We start from the raw sequence: 20,291 nt of genomic DNA, 5'->3' as shown, positions 1-20,291 counted from the left end.
TGAACCATCGCCTGAACCATCACTGGATGCTTCAACATCAAACTCCAGCTCAAGCGGTTGATTGAGTTCACCATCACTGACTTCAATAGTCACCTTGTACTCGCCCGGTTGGGAAAACTGCCCGCTCAGAGTCCCCCATGGTGTCAATTCGAACCCTTGCGGTAACTCAGTGGCACTAAATTGGTAGTCATCCCCGTTCAAGTCAACCACCAGCTCGATCAATTCTAGCGTTATGGACTCGTCCTGCCTGACAGTCAGTGTCTCAGGCTGTTGACGCCATTGTGGTGCCTGGTTCGGTACATCCAGCGCAATACGATATACACCACGACCATATGTGAATGCATAAAGATAGTTGATGTGCTCAATACGCCTCAATACCATGCGATACACAGCGACATTGGGCAGCCCGTGAATGAAAGGCTGCCAGTGCTCGCCGCCATTATCCGTGTGATACACACCATAATCTGTGCCAATGAACAAGGTATCCGGGTCTTCTTTGAGCTCAACCAAAGTATGTACCGGTAAATCAGGAAACGCCCCTTCCCCTTCGCCGTCGAGTGCTCGCCAGCTGGTCCCGTCGTCTTCGCTCTTCCAGATGTGTTTTTCATCAAATGTGGATGTGACCGCATACATATGTGCGGGGTTATGTAGGCTATAGTGTAATTCGCGCACATAGGCGGTGTCAGAGAAACTGATATCTTGCCCTATGGTCGTGCTGTCTGCGCTCAGCGCATTAGTCAGGCGCTTCAGCGCGCCGTCCGTTTGTGCGTAAACAACGGTGTTGCTGTCTCCCGGTTTAACCGCCAGCGCAGTGATCCCCCGGCGATACTCCTCGGTAAACCGCTCAGATGCGCGCTCAAATTGACCATCAGCTAGCTCATCCAGACGCCATAAACTCTGCCCGCCCAGCCAGACTCGTTCTGAGTAATTCGGATCGATCACATAAGGTGCAATGAACAGGGCATTTTCATAGTCCGTTTTTTGTATATAGCGGTTTTCTCCGTTTTCACGCAGGAACAAAGTGCCATTCTGACTGGACATGAGCGTACGTGCTTCATCAATAAAAAACGCATAACCACCATCACCGGCTCCGACATCCTGCCACCCCATATCTGGGGTATACATCCAGCTGCCGTTGTCCTGAGCGCCACCGACTACCCGGCTGCCATCTTCCGATACATCGCCGTGGTAAAACTGGGTGACATTGTAACCTGAGTTCAAAGAGCGCCAGGAGATCTCCGCAGTCTCTTCTGCACAGGCACTCACCCCTGACGCAAAGGGGTTGTCAGTCTGGGCAATACCACCGTCATTGACGTTATATAGTCGGGTTTCATTGACTCCATCGTAGTTGGGGTGAAAGTAAAGTCCATGGTGATCCACATGCGGGAGCGCCTCGCCACTATAATAAAATGACATCTGTTGCCAGCTCTGACCACCATCTGCGGAGCGCATCAACTCAACCGCGCCAACCCAGATCACATTCGCATCTGTGGGATCTATAGTCAGCGTATTATCAAACCAGCCCTGACCATAAATGAAACTCCGCTGTGGATCGTCACAATTCAGTGTCGAAGGGTTAGAGAGCACATACCGGCCCAGTATATCTTGGTGTTGCGGACCTGTGACCAGCGTCCAGTTTTCACCCCCGTCCACGGATTTATACAAGCCCTGCAGCGCATGGGGTATCTCTCCCCGAGCGTTAAACGCAGCCAGTGCGTAAACCGTGCTTGGGTCTGACGGCGCAAAGGCCAAAGTCGTCCGCCCCTGATTAGGCTCTGCAATCACCGCCTGCCAGCTCAGTCCTGAGTCCAGACTCAAATAGACTGCACCGCCCTCGCCAAAGTTGCCACAGCTTGCCAGGATGCGATCCTGCTCTTCACTTAATGGGCTCACCGCCAGTTCCAGACAGCCGCCCACCACCTCACTTTGATCCAGTGCCAGTTGCCAGCGCTCACCTTTGTCATCAGACAGCCAAATCCCGGTATTCGTCACCGCATACAAGCGACCTTTGGCTCCAAAACGGAGCTTGTTTACATACTGGAAATTGACATTATTGTTAGTGCTTTCCAGCTGATACCAGGTCTCGCCCCCATCCTCGGATGTCATGATGCCATCACCTGCAAAGCCGATGCTGTTCGTGAATCCGCGACCCACGTAGACTCCTTCACCGCTGCCCGCAAACAGGCGATTACTGTCTGCAGGGTCAAAGACCAGAGTGCCTATCGCCATACTGGGCAGGTCATTGGCAACCGGCTGCCAGCTCTCTCCGCCATCCACAGACTTCCATATTCCTCCGGAAATCCCGGCAGTGAACACAACGTCGGGGTTTTGCGGGTGAAATACCAGGGTCCGGGTTCGACCACCAACCATTTCTGGCCCCAAGTTTTGCCACTGGGTGTCTGAGTATTCCTCTGCTCTGTGTGCCTGGACCTGCTTGAAAGCCTGCTCATATCGCGCCTGTATATCGACCTGACGCGCAGGATTAACGCGGATCAGGCTCTGCATCGACTTATCGGGTTCGCGAATATTTTTCTCGTGCACTTTCACTGTGGGGGTTATATCGTGAATGGTGGGTTGATGATTTGCATAAATGACCGCTGCAGCAATCGCTGATAAGGCGACACCCCCCAACCAGCGGGCATGTGTTTTATGACGCATATTCACTCCTTTTTAATTGTTTTTATCCTGTAATGACGACCTGAATAGCCGCTCATTTGTCACCTTATCAGATACGTAACAAGTCTGTATACCAGATAAACAACCTCACTGTGGTCTTGACACGCATACTTTGAATTTGGCCTGGTACGATCACAGCAAGGTGGCGACCAAACCATTCTGGCGGGTGACTTCTCAACCGGCAGCACAAATCATGGTGGTAGCTACTTATTTGTGTATGCCTGGCAAGTCGGCTACGGTAATCCAAATAACGCTACCATGAATGGCCTGTCGAAGTCTGCTGCGCTCAGAGAGGCGCGATGCGGTTCTAATTTGCATCGCTGTCAGGCAGGGGAAACTGTCACTGGCTGGCTGTATGGTTGGGATTTCACCGGTCAGTCTGCAGGTCAGGTAAAAGCCTCGGCGAATTCAGTGGCCTCTCCGTTTGGTTACTGGAGTGACTCTCTGTACATCAACTAGTGTTTTGAACACCGGGTGCATTCAGCTGTTATGCACCCATTTTGTTAAGCTGCGGGATCAGAGCGGGTTTTACCCAATCTTTCGAGCACTTCGATAGATTTCAGATACAGCTCACTGGACTCTTTGCTGTGCCCACCCATGGCGGACGATAGTTGATAGGTATGACGCATATCGTTCAGTAAATCGTGCTTCTTAAGCGGATCTTCATTCATAGCAGTCGGTGCGCCTATCACCATCATTTCACCCGTGCCGATAAAGCCGCCATCAAATAGCTCTCGTGACAGACTGCGCATTTCACCTGCCGACATATTGTGTACATCATAGTTGGCTGCAAGTTCTTGCCACTTGTTTTCCGCCTGCCTGGCTTTATCACTGAGCGTGACAGTATCACTTGCAGTTTTGGTTGTTTCAGCGGTTTGCTGGTCGGCTGTGTAAGTTGCGCGTGTCGCGTAGACCTGGCTGGCTGCGCTGGCGCCAGCGCTTGCATTAATTGCGTTCATTGATGATATCCTTCCATTGGTGGAGATTAGGGCGGGTCATCTCTCAACGGCAAACTAAGCAGGCCCGCTATTTACATTTTATTAATGCAATTAAGGTGCCAAGAAAACCATCCATTTTACCTAGCTAATTTTATTTACGTACCGACTTTTTTCACAGCTCACGATGCTGATACTGAAAAACAGATTCCAGCGGCTTACCAAATACCTGGGCAATTTTAAACGCCACCTCCAGTGATGGTGAGTATTTTGCTGCCTCAATCGCCATAATAGTTTGACGGGTCACACCAACACGCTCTGCCAGCTCTTTTTGCGTCATCTCGCCCGCCATAAATCTGAGGGTTCTGATTTGATTTGTGATTGCGCATTCAGCCATAGATGGTCACCATACGGTTTCTGATCAACTGAGTGGCGTAGTTAACCAGCTCCGCCAATAAAAAGGCGCCAACCATGATGTGCAAGGTGAAAAATGGCAATGGCGCACGCTCAGCCACACCCAGACCATTTTGCTCCAGTGCGTAATGTCCAATCGCAAAACAAACCCCCGCCTGAAGCGTCCATAGTGCATATTTATTGCCCACCAGCGATACCTGTTTTTCTCGTTCATCCATCGGCTGATCGACTTCGCCATCACTGACCAGCTCCAGCAATAGCTGACTAACAATAGACAGAACAATCGAAACACCCACAACTTTAACGAGCAGTTGAGATATCCAGACACCACTGGCCAGCTGCTCGGCACTGGCTGCCATTAAACTGGACGCATAAAAATAGACCACGGCACCCGTCACCAATAAATCCAGAGCCAGGGTTAGATCCCGAAAACTCAGCGAGTCGAGCAACGCCTTAAGCACCTTTAATTTTTCATTGCTAGTCATGACTACCATCCTTAACTCAAAGTAAAAAATATTTGACCCAATATTGATTGAAAATCCTACCGATGTCAAATATCTTTTACTTTTGGTTATAAATGCATGACATCATAACCCCAGATAGGCATCATCGCTCATGCAGAGTTGAACATTCAAAGCCTCAGTCAACGGGCCTGAGCTCATCAATAATTTTTGCATCGACCCAGAACAAGTCGGACTGTGCCTCGCCTACTTCTCCTTTAGGTTTAACCATTCTGTTGAAAAATAAGTATTTACCATCTGGCGTCACCTGAGGTCCCCCTTCTTCGGCAGCCGTATTGACTCGCTCACCCAGGTTAATCGCCTCACCCCAGGCGCCATCAGGTTGACGGAAACTGATATAAAGATCGGAGCTGCCAAACCCCTGCTCCCGCTCACCATCCCACATAACATAAGACTCGTCAGGTGCGATAAACGGATGGGCATTCCACTTACCTGTATTGATTGCTTTGCTAAACGCTGTTGGTGCCTGCCATTCACCCTTGTCCCAGTTTGAGTATCTCAGTACGCCATTACCGTCACGAGTAAACTCGTCGAACACTAACGTGCCCTTTCGCGACATTTTAAGCCCCATCACAGGGATATCATCAAATGCAGGGCCAAGCTTTTTCATCTCAGACCATCCGTCTGAGGTGCGTGTTTTATATTGCTTGCCGTAAAACACCATTTGACCATCCGGGCTGTAATACGCCGCACGGCCTGTATGCTCAGTCACAACTTTTTGCCAGCCTTCGGCAACTCGTTTGAGTACCACATGAGCCGTTTCACGCTGGCCATTGGCCACCCGCCATCGAGATACATAAAGCACTTCTTTATCAGGTGCGAAATGCACCGCATCTCCCCACTCGGGTGTAGATACGATGCCAGGGGCAAACACTTCGGGTGTGAGCCCGGGTGGTGTCTGGCCCAGATAAGGACCGTTTATATTCGGCAACACACCTTGAGCGTGGCTGTTATTGCACAGCAGCAGGGTAACAACAGAAAAAAGTAACTTTGGTAATTCAGACTTCATCATATATTCTCCATGTAAGCGGATAGATAAGCCTTCACCTTAATCGTTTCAAAAATTAAAACTGGGCTTTATAGTGACTTCTCGCTGACTTTAATCTGTAAACCATAAAAAGCATTACTATCAAAATCTTACATAAAATTCAGTGTAAGGTTTTGGTACAGGTGCAGAAAGCGCCAAGCGCACTAGGGGTGTTATGACACAGCAATACTGGATTGGTGAGTTTTTTGTAGACTTATCGCGCAATCAAATCACCGTTAAAGCAGAGGTAAAATCCTTAACGCCCAAGGCGCTGTCGGTGCTCACTGTGCTGGCTCAGCATCAGGGTCAGGTACTCAGTCAGGACGCAATACTGGATGCAGTCTGGCGGGACACCATCGTCTCGCCTAATACTTTGCAGCGCTGCATTGCTCAGTTAAGAAAAGCACTGGGTGATGATGGCAAAGAGCAGCAGTTCATTAAGACCCATGCCAAGCAGGGCTATAGTCTGGAATGTGAAGTACGCTGGCAAACCCAGCCGCCAAGCGCAGCACCGGCACAGTACACAGAGGACACTCAAAGCGAACCAAGCCAAACACCTGCGCCAACTCAGGTACGTTCGCGCTCGCAATTCGGTTTTGCCCTGTTTGCGGCGGCATTTTTTATAGTTGGCCTTGCGGCTTCTGTGTTGTTTGAACCAAGTTCAGGCGAACAGCTGACCATCAGCGAGTTTCGACCACTGACGGCCACCGACAATCGCGAAGTGGCCGGGGTTTACTCACCCGACGGCGAATATATTGTGTTTCACCGTTACTCCACAGAACTATGTCGTAACAATATCTGGGCAAAACGTATCGACACCCAGCAGGAATTTCGTCTGACGGATAACCTGGATATCAACGGACAGCATCAATTTTCACCCGATGGCAAAACACTGGCATTCGTGCAAACCTCAACCTGTGTGCAGCCCATAACCCAGAAACTCTGTTATCACCTGATGACGCTGGATTTCGATAAAGCGTTGCAAACACCGCAAACCCCCACTCGCGTGCTGGAATGCAAAAACTCACAGATCAGAGAGCCGCAATGGCTCGACAGCGAGCATATCGCCCTGCTACAAAAAACGGACGAGCGCTGGAAACTGATCCGCTACTCAATGACAGATAACAGCAGCACGCCCCTATATGAGATCAGCAACGGCGACATCATCAGCTATGATTATTCCCGTAAAGACGGCCTGCTAGCGGTGGTGCGCCTTGGTGAGGGTGAGCACTACTATCTTGATATGCTGAGGCCCGATGGCGAGCTGGTATCCAGTCACCGCATTCACTACCCCAATACCATTGCCCGGTTCAGGCCCATCTACCCCAATTTTTCGCCCTATGAAAACCAGCTGGCATTCAGCACCGGACGGCAGTTATATACCCTGACTTATCAGGGACAAGTCAGCCCAGTGACCCTGCCGGTCGATGAACCTATGGGCTCACCGGTGTTTCATCCCGACGGTCACCGCATGCTGGTGATTAAGGGACAATATGACAGTGATATCCTCACTATGCCGTTTGGCAATGATGCCTCGCTACAAACATCACAAGCAAAGATCATTGAACGTTCAACTAAGGAAGAAAGCAATGCGATATTTCAGCCGGGTGGTGACCTGCTCGCCTTTAATTCTGCACGTTCCGGACAAATGCAGATCTGGCTCAGCGACGGGCAGGTCCCCCGTCAGCTCAGTAACTTCCCGATGGATACCTTTTTATACGAAACCCACTGGTCAGCCGATGGCAGCGAGCTTTTAACCAACGCCGACAAAGCACTGGTGAAGTTCGTACTGGATGGCGCTGCGCACGCCATTGCTCTGGCGCATCCGGTAGAGCACTTGTTTTACTGGGACAGCCGCGCTCAAACGGCACTTGCCCAGCTCAAAATAAATGGGGTGCTCACATTTGCCGAGCTGAACCTGACAAACTCAGCCATACGCGTGCTGAACGACCGCGAGGTCACCTGGGCCCTGAAAACCACCGATGGCACTTTGATCTATTCCGATCATATGGATCGCTTCTGGCGATCCGGCCCGGTTGAAGACGAGCTGATTGAGCCACTATTGACGCAAGGCAGCGAGCGACTGTTTACCGCGTTTGGCAATACCTTGTATGGGATCAACGAGGATACACAATTGTGGTCTTACGATCTGCACAGCGGTGATTTTGAGATCATCACCACTGTGGCAAACGACATTATCCGCATTTCAGCCGTCAACAATGAGCAAATCCTCCTCATCAAACAACTCACATCGCGTAAGGAAGTGGTTGAGTTACTACTGGCGGATTAATTGTATTGCTCAAGGCCACTATCAGCCCTTGAGCAATACAAAGCACGGGTTAAGGCTCAGCAAGCTGTTGCTTTTCCTGCTCGCTAAGCGTGCGCTGATAATTACGATGACTCAGGCCCAGCCACTGCGGCAATGTTGCACTGACAAAAACGGAAGACCAGGTCCCTACTGCAACCCCAATGAATAATGCACTCGCAAACCCCTGTAAACTGGCTCCACCGAGCCACCAAAGTGCAGCTATGGTGGTCAGTGTCGTCAGCGAGGTAATGGCGGTTCTGCCCAGGGTACTGCCCAACGCCACATTAATGGTGTTGCTCACGGTGCTATCCGGACGGGCGCGAACCAGCTCTCTGACTTTATCGCCAATCACAATCGAATCATTCAATGAGTAGCCAATGATGGCCAGCAAGGCGGCCAGTACCGTCAGGTCAAACTCCATTCCGGTCGCAGCGAAAAAAACCAACGTGATAAGCACGTCATGTAGCAGGGCCAGACTTGCCGATACAGCCAGTCGCCATTCAAATCGTACTATCAGATACAGGCCTACGGCCAGTACGCTAACGAGTAATGCCAGACCGCCCTGCTCAATGAGTTCAGCACCAATCTGGGCACCCACAAAACGGCTGTCTAGGATCTCCACTCCCAGGTTGTCGGGTAACTGAGTGTGCCAGTTAAGCGGCGTCGGGCTGTCATTATGTGGCGGCTGGAATACTTGCCAGTGAAGTGCCCCCTGAGCAGATAAACGAAACTCTCCGCTCACATGACGTGCCAGCTGGTGTTGTAATTCATCACCGGATATATCCTGAGCAAGCTGAAACTCAGTCACATAGCCACCTGTAAAATCCTGCCCGAGCTCAAGACCTCGCTGACTGATAAGCACACAACTGAGTATCATCGCAATCAGACTCAGCGCTAAGCCTGAGGTTCGAAGTGTTTGCCATAAATCGCGCATATCAGGCTCCTGTTACCGGCTTGGTCCGATAGAACCACTGAGACAGTTGACCAGACACCACCACACCGCAAAACATACTGGTCATGATCCCCAGTGCCAGGGTGATGGCAAAGCCCTTAACCGGGCCATAGCCGATGGACATCAACACCAATGCAGTGATCATGGTGGTCAGGTTGGCATCTATGATGCTGCTTTGCGCTTGCTGATAACCACGTTGCAACGCCGCGCGCATACTGCTTCCCTGGCGCCTTTCTTCTTTGATCCGCTCAAAGATAATCACATTGGTATCGACTGCCATGCCAATGGTCAGGACCAGGCCCGCAATCCCCGGCAAGGTTAGCACTACGCCGGGTAACAAAGACATCAGACCCACTAAACACAGTAGATTTGCCACCAGCGCCACGCAGGCAATAACGCCCAGTTTACGATACCATAGCAACATAAAACCCAGCGTCAGTGACAGACCCAGTGCCAGTGCCGCAAAGCCGCTGCTGATGTTCTGCTCACCCAAACTCGGTCCTATAGTGCGCTCGGTTACTATGGTCAGGGGCGCGTCTAAGGAGCCAGCACGCAGTAGCAGTGCCAGATCCTGCGCTTTTTGCCACGACCCTAAATTGGTTATGCTGAAGCGCTGTCCCAGTACCTGCTGGATGGTAGCCACTGAGATCACCTGACTGCTTTCGCGGATCTCTCCCTGGCTGTCGGCAATGTACTCACTGTACATGGTCGCCATAGGCTGACCCACATGCGTGCGGGAAAAACGCAGCATTTTATCGCCGCCCTGAGATGATAAGAACAGCTGTACCAGAGGTTTTCCGTATTCGTCCCGGCCAGCCTGCGCTGAGTCGATATCGGCCCCCGTAAAGATGGCTCGTGGATCTAACCCCACCATGCCGTGTTCAGCCTTCACCCGCTTGCCACCGAATTCCTGCAAAGCGTGAAAAGACAATTGTGCCGTAGCACCGATGATCCGCTTTGCTGCCGCAGGATCCTGCACTCCGGGCAGTTCAATGCGAATATAATTCGCGCCCTGACGCTGCGTCACAGCTTCTGTAATACCCAGCTCTTCAATCCGAGAGCGCAACGTCGTCAGCGCCTGTGTCATAGTCTGCTTTTCAAAAGCCGCCTTGCCGGTCTCATCGTAGCTTAAGGAAGCACGCAACAAGCTGCCTTGTTGGTGTGTACTGACACTCAGATGCTGAAACTGATCCAGTAATGCCGACTGCAACTGGTGCAAGGCCGCCTCTCCCTGAGGAAGTGCCACCAACTCAAGACCGGACGCCGAACTGCGCTCAACACGCACCCCCTTTAACTTGTCGCGGATCCGCAGCGCTTTGGCCTCCAGCGCAATGTTTTCCATGCGCTTTTCCAATGCTTTCTCTGTGTCGACTTTCAGTACGAACAGTACACCACCGTTTAAATCAAGACCCAGTTTAATGGGAGACAGGCCCAGTCGTTGCAGCCAGTAAGGTGCGGTAGCTTGTTCAACCACTTTTACTGAAGCCTGCCCACGCAAAGCCTCAGCCAATACCTCTTGCGCTGCAGCGGAGGCAGTCTGTGGAGTTAATGTAACCAAAGTCGGTTCGCCCGACTCTATGTCAGCCACGGTAAAGCCGCGACTTTGCAGCAACTGCACAAGCTGGTCCGGGCCGGGTGCTGCCGGCTCTGATGTTAGTGTACGGATACTGAGTTGGGTGGTGTTTTGATATAAGTTGGGCATAGCACACAGACCCAGCACCAGGATCACGGCTACCACCAGCAGACGTTTAAGCCGCGCCGGCCAGGCCGTACTCGCAGCGTTCGCTCTTCTATTCATAATTAGACTCACTTAACGATGAGCCGCCTCATTTGGCCGCTCACACTTTGCTATTTACCTGATAAAACGTGTTGTAATCCGACCGAACCTTGCGGTCGGTTTGTGTGGTGAGATCAGGCGCTCAGCTGATAAGTCAGTCTTGCTCGATAGGTTAAGTTGGCGGGTTGACAGTCATTGATCAGCCCCGTGCGTGCACGAGTCGCACATTGATGCCAGGGTCGCGTCAAAGGTTGATGAACATATTGCTGGCTCACCCGATACAAGTCGGGGTCAGCAAAGACATAGAGTAGCTCATAATCCGGCTGCTGGTCCGGATGCAGAAAATAACTGGGATGCGTTAATCGGCTCTGTGACGGCAGTTGCGCGGGATAAGTTGCCGGTTGTGAATGCGACACCTTGCTACCTGGCGCAGACAAGTGCTTTACCAGCGCAGTGTCGGTGGCTTTATGCCGGAGATCATTCGCGTCGGGCTCTGTATGTGGCTCGGCACTCGCGGCCTGTGACAACACAACCACAGAGACGGATTGAGTTTGCCAATCTGCGGCCACGGCATCACGACTACCCATATTCAGTAGCGTACATAACAGCAAAAACGGCACTAAACACCGCAGTATTTTGGCAAATGTCTCATAACTCATGGGGTGAAGATATAGTCGGCAAAACGGTTTTTCAATAGCCATCACAAAAAATGACCTCGATATCGGGCATGTACATAGCGGTAAAAGCCAACATGCACCATTCGATTGCCCCCTGTACTTTTGCACGCATTGTGTACAAAAATATGCCCTACCAACAGCCCTAATAAATCACTGCCTTTAGCGTAACGATCTCATAAATATTATCGAAACAAAAAAGCCGCGACACTTTTTGCTATCGCGGCTTCAAACTTTTTATACGCTATTGAGCTTATTCAAACTCAATGGTGACCATCTGCTTCTGGCTTTGACCATTGCTACTACTGTAAATGTAATAACTAAATGAGTCGCTTGCGCCATTTGCACTACCATTTGGTGTATAAATAAATTCACCTGAGTATTCGCTGATGGCTACCTCGCCGTAGGCTGGCGCATCTGCCAACCCAAATGTCACCCCGGCGCCACCTGGCAGCTTGCCTGCAAAAGTAGCATACTCAGTCGTAGTAAACTTAACATCAAGGTTATTACCTACTTCAACTGCGCCATAGATAGTTCCGTTAAATTCATCTCTCGCTACGTTGTTCGCTCTGTCTTGCTCAAAGTCATAGTACAACAATAAGTCTTCTTCACAGCCAGATACCATTTCGGCAGTACAAGTAGCAACTTCTTCCTCAGTTAACGCACGTGTCCACACCGCCACATCATCGATGTAACCTTTGAAACTATGTACCACTGTTTCGTCGCCGCTGTATGCACCAACACGAATAGGTAACGTATTGTTTACTTGTATACCCCATAAAGTAGCTTGTCTAACAAATGTACCATTTACGAAAACCTTCCACTTTTTATTTTCCATATCTACAACTACAGCGACATCGTACCAACGGCCATCAGCCAAGTTACTTAAGCTATACTTAGAACTATTAAATGCAATAATATTCCTGCTTGCATTGCTGTCATTGACGAACCTGAACTCAAGTCGATTCGAGTTATTGATTCGTAATAGCCAACCGATGTCGTCATTAGAGTCAGATGCTTTTTTAGCTGCAATTACGCGGTTACTATTTTTACTACCTGGTGCTTTATAAATCTTCGCTTTAATAGTAAGGCTATTGCCACTAGTAAAGTTCAGATCATCATCATGCTCGATTTCAACATAGTCACTATTGCCATCGAAGGTTAAGTAAGCATTATGTTTTTCAAACGTCGGTGTGTTAACAAGTTCCATTGTGCTTTCACCCGTTAAATCTTCAACTTCGCCTTCTAATTCGTTGTCGAAGCTATAGTAAGACAACAAGCTTGAATCACTTAACGACGCACCTAAGTTGCGATGTGCAACAATAGAATCTTGTGATTTTGCGTAGTTCCAGACACGGATTTCGTCAATCTGGCCATTGAACATCTTGCTTACACGGTCATTACCTGCACCCCATACAAAGTACACGTTGGCGTCATTAGCGGCATTTACTTGTGAGACCACCAACTCACCATCTAAGTATAAAGATACTGTTTGTGTTGGTTGATCATAAGTTAATGCGTAGTGTTGCCACTGACCTACAGTAATCGTTTGTGTTGACTTGTATGCAGACTTGGTAGCTTTTACTCGTAAAGTACCATCTTTCAAAATACGGATAGCTGCATTTGAAGAATTTGCACCTTCCGAGAAAGTAAACAAGTTAGCGTTGTTCTCAGGATCTAAAGCATTCACTTTTACCCATGCTTCAATTGTGTATGAACTGTTTGGATTGAAACCTGAACCCATGGTTTGAACCATAAGCTGATCTGTGCCGTTCAGCACAATTGATTGACCAAAACTGTTCATAATAGACAAGTCTTGATGGAACGGGCTTTCCACATAAGTCCACTCAGAGCATTCAGGGTCACCGAATAACGTACCGTCATTTGGCGTTACACAAAAAGCAACATAGCTATCAATATCTTCTAATGACAAGGTGTATGATTGGTAAAGTCCACCATCAATTACCTGTGCATCGTCCTTACTGCCTGTCGCAGAACGATACCATTGGTAACGAGTCCCTGATTCCAAGTCACCTTCATGGTCGGCATAAGTGTAAGATGCAGTTAATATTGATTTGCCGACATACTCGCCTGCTACAGTTACATCAGACGCAACTGGCGCATTGTTGCCAAATGATAATACTGGTTCACCACACGCTGCGCTGTTGCTACATAAGTCGAATGACAATGCTGTAGTGAAGGAGTTTTGTGCAATAGTGATTTCCGTTGGTCCACCAAAGTCTGTGTCGCCAGCCGTAACCACTTTCTCGCTGTCTAATAATGGCCCATAAGAACCTTTTTCAAACATCAAACCTTGGTTACCCATAGTATAAACTTGGTCAGCTGAACAAATCGCTTCTTGCACGTTGTATTCAAACTCAAGCAATTTAAATGGCATTCTAAAGAATGCACTCATCTTGCTGTTATTAACAAAGTTCGATGCTGCATTAACGGTTAACGTTGCGTCAATCATGCCATCATTGTTAACGTCATGGCTTAGCTCAGGTGTAAAGGTAATATCTTCTTCCGGGTCAAAGTAAATCTCAGTACCATCTTCAAGAACTAAAATAGCGCTAGATTCAATGTTCAACTCAAAGTCTTGTTTTAAATCAAGCGCTGCACTTAAGAAAGTATCAAGCGTACTGTATTTGTAGCGACGATATAAATCTTCACCGGTCGGTGCGAAATATCCGTCAATACATTGTTCCGACGTACCTTCCATTGCTTCCATGCCTGCTGCAGCATGCCACTTGGTCCAGTTAGAACCCCAATAGACCTCTTCTGATACCCAATCAACTAAGTCGTGACTAGCTAAGAAACGTAACTTATCTACGTCTAAATCAATCGCTTTTTCAATCGCTTTTCTAGCATTAGAAGATAATTCAGCTAATGAATCACGCGTTAAGTTTTTAATAAATAGCGCGATATTCTCATAAGATACATTCGCCGGAATATAGGCAATGGTTGTCGCTGTCGGATCAGAAACATCTGTACTGATGATTTCAACGCCATCAGTTAAACCGAAGTGAGCGTATACAGCGTCGATAACTTCCACACCGTTTACCACACTCGTACCAAAGCTAATATCATCACTTCTGGCTTTTGCGTTTTCAGTTGCAACAGCAACGGATAACTCGTAGAAGTAGCTTTCTGTCAAAGACGTAATTTCTTCATCAGTTAAGTTACGAGTTAAATCGAAAACTTCTACACCGTCTTCCAACTCATAGCAATCGGCACGATTAAGCGCGTTAGCACAGTTGTCACCGTAAACACCAAAGGATTCTGAACCAACCGTTTTCTCATAAGAAGCGTAATCGATTTTGGTTTGACCATTTAGCTTTTCAAACAGCGCTGATTCATATTTGATTAAATAGTCTTCAAAAATTAACTCAGCCGAAATTTGCACACCAGGAGACGACGCGATGAAGTTTGCATTTTCACCAACGGTAAACTTGGTTGCTAAATTAACTGGCTGACCAGCAGCTATTTCATCTGGGAATCGTAAGTCCATCTCAAGAGGAATGTCAGCTTCGACCCAACCGCCGAATAAGTTCATGCCGCCCACATAATGGATTTTACCGTGTGATTCAATTCTAATAATTGCAGGATCATCTGGTAGATTTTCTTCTGGCACAGTCCAAGTATGCTTAGTTTCTGTTGACGCCCACTCAGGAGCACTCATGCCAAGCAAATCTAAAACCGTGTTTTCGCCCCAGTAACTACCTTCACCACTTACATCACCTTCTAAAGTGATCTCCATCGACTCCATGTTTAGTACTTCAACAGTGATTTCTGCAGTGTCAGTGGTGTTGTATTGGTCGTAAACTATGACTTCTAAGGTGTACCTTGGGGTGTTTTCATAGTCCAAACGAGAAACCGTATCGCTAATGCTTAACACACCCGTTTGTGCATCTAACACCAAGTCACCGTCTTCGTTACCACTTAGGATTTGGAAGGTTACATAGTCACCAATATCGTTAGGATCTGCCTCTAATGTGCCGATTTCTGTACCACTCGCAGCTGCTTCACTTACAGAGAACTGTTGTGGGTCGATAGTAGGCTCGTTGTTAACCGTAACGGTTAAGCCGTCTTGCACTAACATAGTTGCTGAGCCAGACGTAAACACTTTATAAGTGATGTTGTCGATCACTTGTGTTGAACCAGAATCGACCCATTGGTTGTTTGATGCACCAACAAAGTCGTCGTTGTCGCCTAAAATACGCAAGTTTGAGTTACTGCTCACACTCTTGTTAAGCGTGATTGCATTAGCACCCGAACCACGGATATCAAATACTTCAACGTTACGAACACGAGAAGCTTGAGTTGCAAGGTCTAGATTAATACCTGAACCGTCAAATACTAAGGTATCTGTGTTACCACCAGCATCAATACGTGTGAAGGTGTTGTCAGAAATGTAAATGGTATCTGCACCAGGACCTGCGTAAACGGCATCAGTGCCACCGTTAGTTCGAATGACGTCGTCACCTGTACCTGTGGCAATGTTATCTGCAGACGCAGTACCTGTGATAGTGTCGTTACCGTCAGTCCCCCAAAGCGTTACTAACTTACCGTCACCATTAAGAACATAAATTGCACCTGTGTTTGCTTGGTTGTTTTTGTTCGCAGAAGGCGTACCGAATTGGATGTCTTTGATACCATCGCCATTGATGTCACCCGCACTTGCGATGAACTGACCCAACTGCTCACCGCCGTTACCTTCAGAGTAAAAACCTTGGCTAGTTTCTATGATGCTGTCTAAATACACTGGCTCTGTACCTGCGCGGCCATAAACTGCGTATACGCGACCTTTGTTATCCTCTGCAAACGGGTCGCCAATGATGATGTCGTCAAAACCATCACCATTAAGGTCACCCGCCCCACCGATTGAACCCAAGATAACTTGTAAGTCACTGTGGTCGATGTTTGACGCATCGTTGTGAATAACAAAACCGCCGTTACCGTCAGCAATATCGGCAAGGTTAATTTCGTCAGTAGAATCAGCACCACCGAAGATAATGTAAGCACGAGGATCGTCGATTGCAGAACAACACCCTGTGTCTGTCAATAATAACGCGATATCGTCAACACCATCAGCGTTTACGTCACCGACATGAGAAGTAGTAAAAGATGGCAAAGCATTAAGAGTGGCATTACCGAAGTCAAACCCGTAGTTGTCACTGCCTTCTGGCGTGATCTTAATACCGTGTTCGTCTTTGTAAATATTGTTGTATTTAATCGCTTCGCCACCGATACGGCCATAAACAACATAACTTGTACCAGAGGTATCAACAAATAAACCGTGGCTAACAATAAAGTCTGTTAAGCCATCGCTATTAAAGTCACCCGTTGGTAATACTTGTGCGCCGTAATGCCAGTCGCTGAATAACTTTCTGTTAGGACGAGTAATGGCAAAACCTTGTGTATTGTAGTCTGTTGCAACGTTAGCTAGCTGAACAACGTGTTTATCTTTTTTACCGTAAACAACATACGCCAGGTTTGGATCAGCGGCGCCGTCTTCTATTAAATTTCTTAATGCAAAAGAACCTGTACCGGCTAAGAAACGAGTGACTGTTTCACCGATAACAATATCGCCAAGGCCGTCACCGTTCACATCACCAACCACTAAAGAACCACCAGAGTAGTCTTGAGTGTAAGCACCGTGAATTGCAAAGCCTTTGTCGCTGCTGCCATCGTTTAAGTATTGAAGCGGCACATAGTTAGTATCTGATTTACCAAATACGACATAAGTAGAACCGGAATTTTCGCCATTAGTGCCCGCATATGGTGCACCTACAACAACATCAGATAACCCGTCGCCGTTGATATCAACGCCACCTGCTACTGAAAAACCAGCGTTATCGCCAGCTTGTGCACCAAGGATACCAAAACCACGCGTACCGCCTTGAACTTGGGTTAACGTTGGGAAGGTGCCAGTTTCATCACTAAATAGCACGTAAGCTGCACCGTTGTCTTCTGTGATAAGCGCACCGTCACCATCACGAACATCAGTTTGAGGCGCACCTACGATGATGTCGTCAAAACCGTCACCGTTTACGTCACCTGCTGGCGCCACTGCCCAACCCGCCCAATCGGCTGCTTCTAAACCGTCAATAGATTGTGCGTTGTTGTTTAATGAATCATTGATGTCATTAACGTTGATAGTTACTTGTGAATCATAATTATTGCCTGCGCCATCAGTCACGCGAACTGTGATCACATACTGGTTGTTACCTAATTCGTAATCTAGTTGTGCTTGGTCAGCAACTTTGATGTCACCTTTAACTGGATCAACGGTGAATACACCGGCATCGTTACCAGCAACAATTGAATAGGTATAATGTTCTAGTGGGATATCCCAACGACCGGCTTCGAAAATTTGATAATGCAATTCAAATTCGCCAAAACGATTTGGCACAAGGTTTTCGTTATCTGAATGCAAATAACCTTGTAACATCATTGGCGCGATGTAGTTTATACGCACTGCTGCGTCGAAGATCTCTTTATCTTTACCAACCGCTTGTACAAATACAACTGGCTCCCTGTAAGACTTTGAGAATGTGATGGAAAATGGATTTTCGATGTCTGTATCAGAAACTGTGATCACGCCCGTTTCACCAACGATGGCGCTCGCTTCTGTGACCAATAAGCCCGTGCCTTGCAATGCAAATACGTTGACGTTTTCCGCCACGTGCGCCGCATCATCAAGGTTATCAATATGCACTTTGACTTTATCTGCAGATAATTCTTCAATTGCAACGCCACTTTGAGAGGTACCATTGTATGAAGATAAAGAAGTTAGAATGACTGGAGTGTCTGTCATTGGTACGCTAAACGCATGACCATGAGTATTATGTGTCACCGTTGTGCCTGTGCTTGACACGTCAATTGGTTTGTCATTCCAAAACGCTGAAACAGGTTCAGCAAATGCGATCCAACCTAATTTTTCACCTGCACCTGTATTAGTGAAATTTTGAATAACACTAGTGCCTTTTTTGTCTAACTGTGACTCAAGGATCGCTTCAAAACCTGAGGCCGTCACATTGTTTAAACGATGACGCATTAACAGGTCGCTGTGGTTTTTATCCTCTACACCATTATAAGAGTAGGTATTTACTTCATACTCTACCGTATAGTCACTGTTAGACTGGATCTGGCCAAAAACAATAGGCGCTTGGGTAAAGGCCGATGAAAATGAGATGGGCTCAAACGCTTCACCGTTTGTGACCCAGTTTTTGATTTCTGTTGTTCCAACCTCTAAACGCACCGTTTTATCTGATACGCCATCAAGAAAACGAACAGTACCAATGGTTGTGTTCGTTTTAGTATTTTCATCAACTTTTATTGTCAATGGGGCCAGAGTTGTCTGAGCAAAATTAGGGAAACTAGTCCCTACAGTCAGCAATGCCAGGTACAGTTTGTTCCGCATTATAGTATTCATACCCCTCTATCTAGTCGGCAAATACAGCTTAAGATATGAATTTATCTCACAAAAATGAGATTTAAATATGGATACAATGAGGAAGTGTAGACATTTCTCATTAGCTCTTTGCGCCCTGAGCATGTCTAAGAAAACCCAAATTAACTACTATAGAACAATGAGATATATACAAGTACATTTGTCATATAACGTTTTGTGTAGCGAAGGCGTGGAAATACCGAGAGATTTTAAAAGCAGGTTAGCAAACGCTTGCAAGCACAAGCGTTTGCTAATGTAAAAAGGGTGAGTCAGCCTGTAAGCCGGGTTCTGTTCTCTCCCGAGGGAGATCGATAATCATTCGTCTAGGCTTGGGATCGCTCCCAAGCTCGAGCAACCTACCCGGTTCCGATGCGGGCCACACCATAAGGAACCCTATTTGGTCTTGCTCCGGGTGGAGTTTACCTTGCAACCAACTGTTACCAGTGGCCCGGTGCGCTCTTACCGCACCCTTTCACCCTTACCGGTTCCGAAGAACTTAGGCGGTCTTCTCTCTGCTGCACTTGTCGTAGGCTCACGCCCCCCAGCCGTTAGCTGGCACCCTGCCCAATGGAGCCCGGACTTTCCTCCCCCTGATCATTTTCGTCACAGGCAGCGATTATCCGGCTGACTCAGGCGGGCGATTATACGCACCTTTAGCGTAAAACGCAGCATTAATTTGCGTTTATTCCCCTTCACGCTCGGCAATAATGGCTTTATACAGGGCGTTTTTCTTCAATCCGAAGTACTCGGCGGCAATACCACAGGCTTTTTTCAGCGGCATTTCCCCTTCCAGCAAGCCGATCAGCTGTTTGGCTTCAGGCGTCATTTCGCTGCTCACCTGGGTTTTGCCCGGCAGCATCAGCACCAGCTCACCCCGCTGACGCTCAGGTTCGTTTTCAAGAAAGGCGATCAGCTCACACACAGGCCCGCTGAAAAAGGTTTCATAGGTTTTGGTGAGCTCTTTGGCGAACACCACTTGCTGTTGCTCACCCAATGCCGTTTGCAAGTCAGCCAGGCTCGCCATGATGCGGTGGGTGCTTTCGTACATAATGCTGGTGATACCGGACTCATGCGCCTCTTTAAAGAAGCTCTGGCGAGCCTGGCTTTTAGCAGGCGTAAAACCGATAAACTGAAAGCGGTCGGTTGGTAACCCTGAGCAGCTTACCGCGGCAATTGCGGCACAGGCACCAGGCACAGGCGTGACCTGAGCACCCGCTTCACGACATAAGTTCACCACCGCATAGCCTGGGTCGCTGATCAGCGGCGTGCCGGCATCAGATACCAGCGCGATGTCCATGCCCTGCTCCAGCCAAGTCAGGATCTGCTGCGCCTTTTGTTTTTCGTTGTGGTCGTGCAGCGCAAAGGTTTTTGCTTTTATGCTGAAGTGGCTCAATAATTTACCTGTGTGCCGCGTGTCCTCGGCAGCCACTAAGTCGACGTCTGCCAGCACCTTCAGCGCACGTTCACTGATGTCTTCTAAATTGCCTATGGGTGTGGCAACGATATACAGGGTGCCAATTTTGTCTGAGATTTCGGCATTTGTCATTGAGC

The 20,291-nt window shown here is 48.2% G+C and carries 12 protein-coding genes and 1 other RNA gene; 2 read left to right on the top strand and 11 right to left on the bottom strand.

Features of this window, described 5'->3' with window-relative positions:
• A partial coding sequence (locus CWB99_RS07050; RefSeq protein WP_138686203.1) for a WD40/YVTN/BNR-like repeat-containing protein occupies nt 1-2,658 on the bottom strand: 2,658 nt, incomplete at its 3' end.
• Between the two features lie 141 nt (nt 2,659-2,799).
• On the opposite strand from CWB99_RS07050, the gene CWB99_RS07045 reads away from it, so the two are divergent.
• The gene (locus CWB99_RS07045; protein WP_138550168.1) at nt 2,800-3,135 is read left to right on the top strand and encodes a DUF4879 domain-containing protein; all 336 of its coding nucleotides are present in this window, start codon (nt 2,800-2,802) and stop codon (nt 3,133-3,135) included.
• A gap of 44 nt (nt 3,136-3,179) precedes the next feature.
• Here the strand turns inward: CWB99_RS07045 and CWB99_RS07040 are convergent, their stop codons facing one another.
• The 4 genes from CWB99_RS07040 to CWB99_RS07025 all read right to left on the bottom strand — a co-directional run bounded on the left by CWB99_RS07040 (nt 3,180) and on the right by CWB99_RS07025 (nt 5,558).
• Entirely contained in the window at nt 3,180-3,635 is a 456-nt protein-coding gene (locus CWB99_RS07040) for a hypothetical protein (protein ID WP_138550169.1), read from the bottom strand.
• 151 nt (nt 3,636-3,786) lie between these two features.
• Complete coding sequence (locus tag CWB99_RS07035) at nt 3,787-4,008, bottom strand: helix-turn-helix transcriptional regulator (protein ID WP_138550170.1); 222 nt, start codon at nt 4,006-4,008, stop codon at nt 3,787-3,789.
• Nucleotides 4,001-4,510, bottom strand: coding sequence for a hypothetical protein (locus CWB99_RS07030; RefSeq protein ID WP_138550171.1), 510 nt, complete (start codon nt 4,508-4,510; stop codon nt 4,001-4,003). Before CWB99_RS07030 ends, CWB99_RS07035 begins: the two co-directional genes overlap by 8 nt.
• A gap of 154 nt (nt 4,511-4,664) precedes the next feature.
• On the bottom strand, nt 4,665-5,558 hold the full coding sequence (locus CWB99_RS07025) for a hypothetical protein (RefSeq protein ID WP_249331761.1): 894 nt from the start codon (nt 5,556-5,558) through the stop codon (nt 4,665-4,667).
• Between the two features lie 190 nt (nt 5,559-5,748).
• On the opposite strand from CWB99_RS07025, the gene CWB99_RS07020 reads away from it, so the two are divergent.
• Nucleotides 5,749-7,863, top strand: a complete 2,115-nt coding sequence (locus tag CWB99_RS07020; RefSeq protein ID WP_138550172.1) for a winged helix-turn-helix domain-containing protein — start codon at nt 5,749-5,751, stop codon at nt 7,861-7,863.
• A gap of 49 nt (nt 7,864-7,912) precedes the next feature.
• On the opposite strand, the gene secF is transcribed toward CWB99_RS07020, so the two are convergent.
• The 6 genes from secF to rsmI all read right to left on the bottom strand — a co-directional run bounded on the left by secF (nt 7,913) and on the right by rsmI (nt 20,286).
• Nucleotides 7,913-8,815, bottom strand: coding sequence for a protein translocase subunit SecF (secF, locus tag CWB99_RS07015; protein ID WP_138550173.1), 903 nt, complete (start codon nt 8,813-8,815; stop codon nt 7,913-7,915).
• 1 nt (nt 8,816) lies between these two features.
• Nucleotides 8,817-10,631 (bottom strand): protein translocase subunit SecD, encoded by a 1,815-nt coding sequence (gene secD, locus CWB99_RS07010; RefSeq protein ID WP_138550174.1) that lies wholly within the window; start codon nt 10,629-10,631, stop codon nt 8,817-8,819.
• 113 nt (nt 10,632-10,744) lie between these two features.
• Complete coding sequence (locus CWB99_RS07005) at nt 10,745-11,311, bottom strand: hypothetical protein (protein ID WP_138550175.1); 567 nt, start codon at nt 11,309-11,311, stop codon at nt 10,745-10,747.
• A 226-nt stretch (nt 11,312-11,537) separates the two neighbouring features.
• Entirely contained in the window at nt 11,538-18,710 is a 7,173-nt protein-coding gene (locus tag CWB99_RS07000) for a LamG-like jellyroll fold domain-containing protein (protein ID WP_171045283.1), read from the bottom strand.
• 291 nt (nt 18,711-19,001) lie between these two features.
• Nucleotides 19,002-19,372, bottom strand: an RNA gene (rnpB, locus tag CWB99_RS06995) — RNase P RNA component class A.
• Nucleotides 19,373-19,422: 50 nt separating this feature from the next.
• Nucleotides 19,423-20,286, bottom strand: coding sequence for a 16S rRNA (cytidine(1402)-2'-O)-methyltransferase (gene rsmI, locus CWB99_RS06990; protein WP_138550177.1), 864 nt, complete (start codon nt 20,284-20,286; stop codon nt 19,423-19,425).
• Between the last annotated feature and the right edge of the window lie 5 nt (nt 20,287-20,291).

The sequence above is a fragment of the Pseudoalteromonas rubra genome (assembly GCF_005887095.1).
Classification (GTDB): Bacteria; Pseudomonadota; Gammaproteobacteria; order Enterobacterales; family Alteromonadaceae; genus Pseudoalteromonas; species Pseudoalteromonas rubra_E.
The sequence above is the reverse complement of the archived record's forward strand: the minus strand, read 5'-3'. Positions and strand labels throughout refer to the sequence as shown.

Bases quoted from the DNA above. Each gene is read 5' to 3' on its own strand.
- CWB99_RS07030 (WP_138550171.1), bottom strand. From the start codon at position 4,510: ATGACTAGCAATGAAAAATTAAAGGTGCTTAAGGCGTTGCTCGACTCG.
- CWB99_RS07000 (WP_171045283.1), bottom strand. From the start codon at position 18,710: ATGCGGAACAAACTGTACCTGGCATTGCTGACTGTAGGGACTAGTTTC.
- secD (WP_138550174.1), bottom strand. From the start codon at position 10,631: ATGAATAGAAGAGCGAACGCTGCGAGTACGGCCTGGCCGGCGCGGCTT.
- rsmI (WP_138550177.1), bottom strand. From the start codon at position 20,286: ATGACAAATGCCGAAATCTCAGACAAAATTGGCACCCTGTATATCGTT.
- secF (WP_138550173.1), bottom strand. From the start codon at position 8,815: ATGCGCGATTTATGGCAAACACTTCGAACCTCAGGCTTAGCGCTGAGT.
- CWB99_RS07035 (WP_138550170.1), bottom strand. From the start codon at position 4,008: ATGGCTGAATGCGCAATCACAAATCAAATCAGAACCCTCAGATTTATG.
- CWB99_RS07005 (WP_138550175.1), bottom strand. From the start codon at position 11,311: ATGGCTATTGAAAAACCGTTTTGCCGACTATATCTTCACCCCATGAGT.
- CWB99_RS07025 (WP_249331761.1), bottom strand. From the start codon at position 5,558: ATGATGAAGTCTGAATTACCAAAGTTACTTTTTTCTGTTGTTACCCTG.
- CWB99_RS07040 (WP_138550169.1), bottom strand. From the start codon at position 3,635: ATGAACGCAATTAATGCAAGCGCTGGCGCCAGCGCAGCCAGCCAGGTC.
- CWB99_RS07020 (WP_138550172.1), top strand. From the start codon at position 5,749: ATGACACAGCAATACTGGATTGGTGAGTTTTTTGTAGACTTATCGCGC.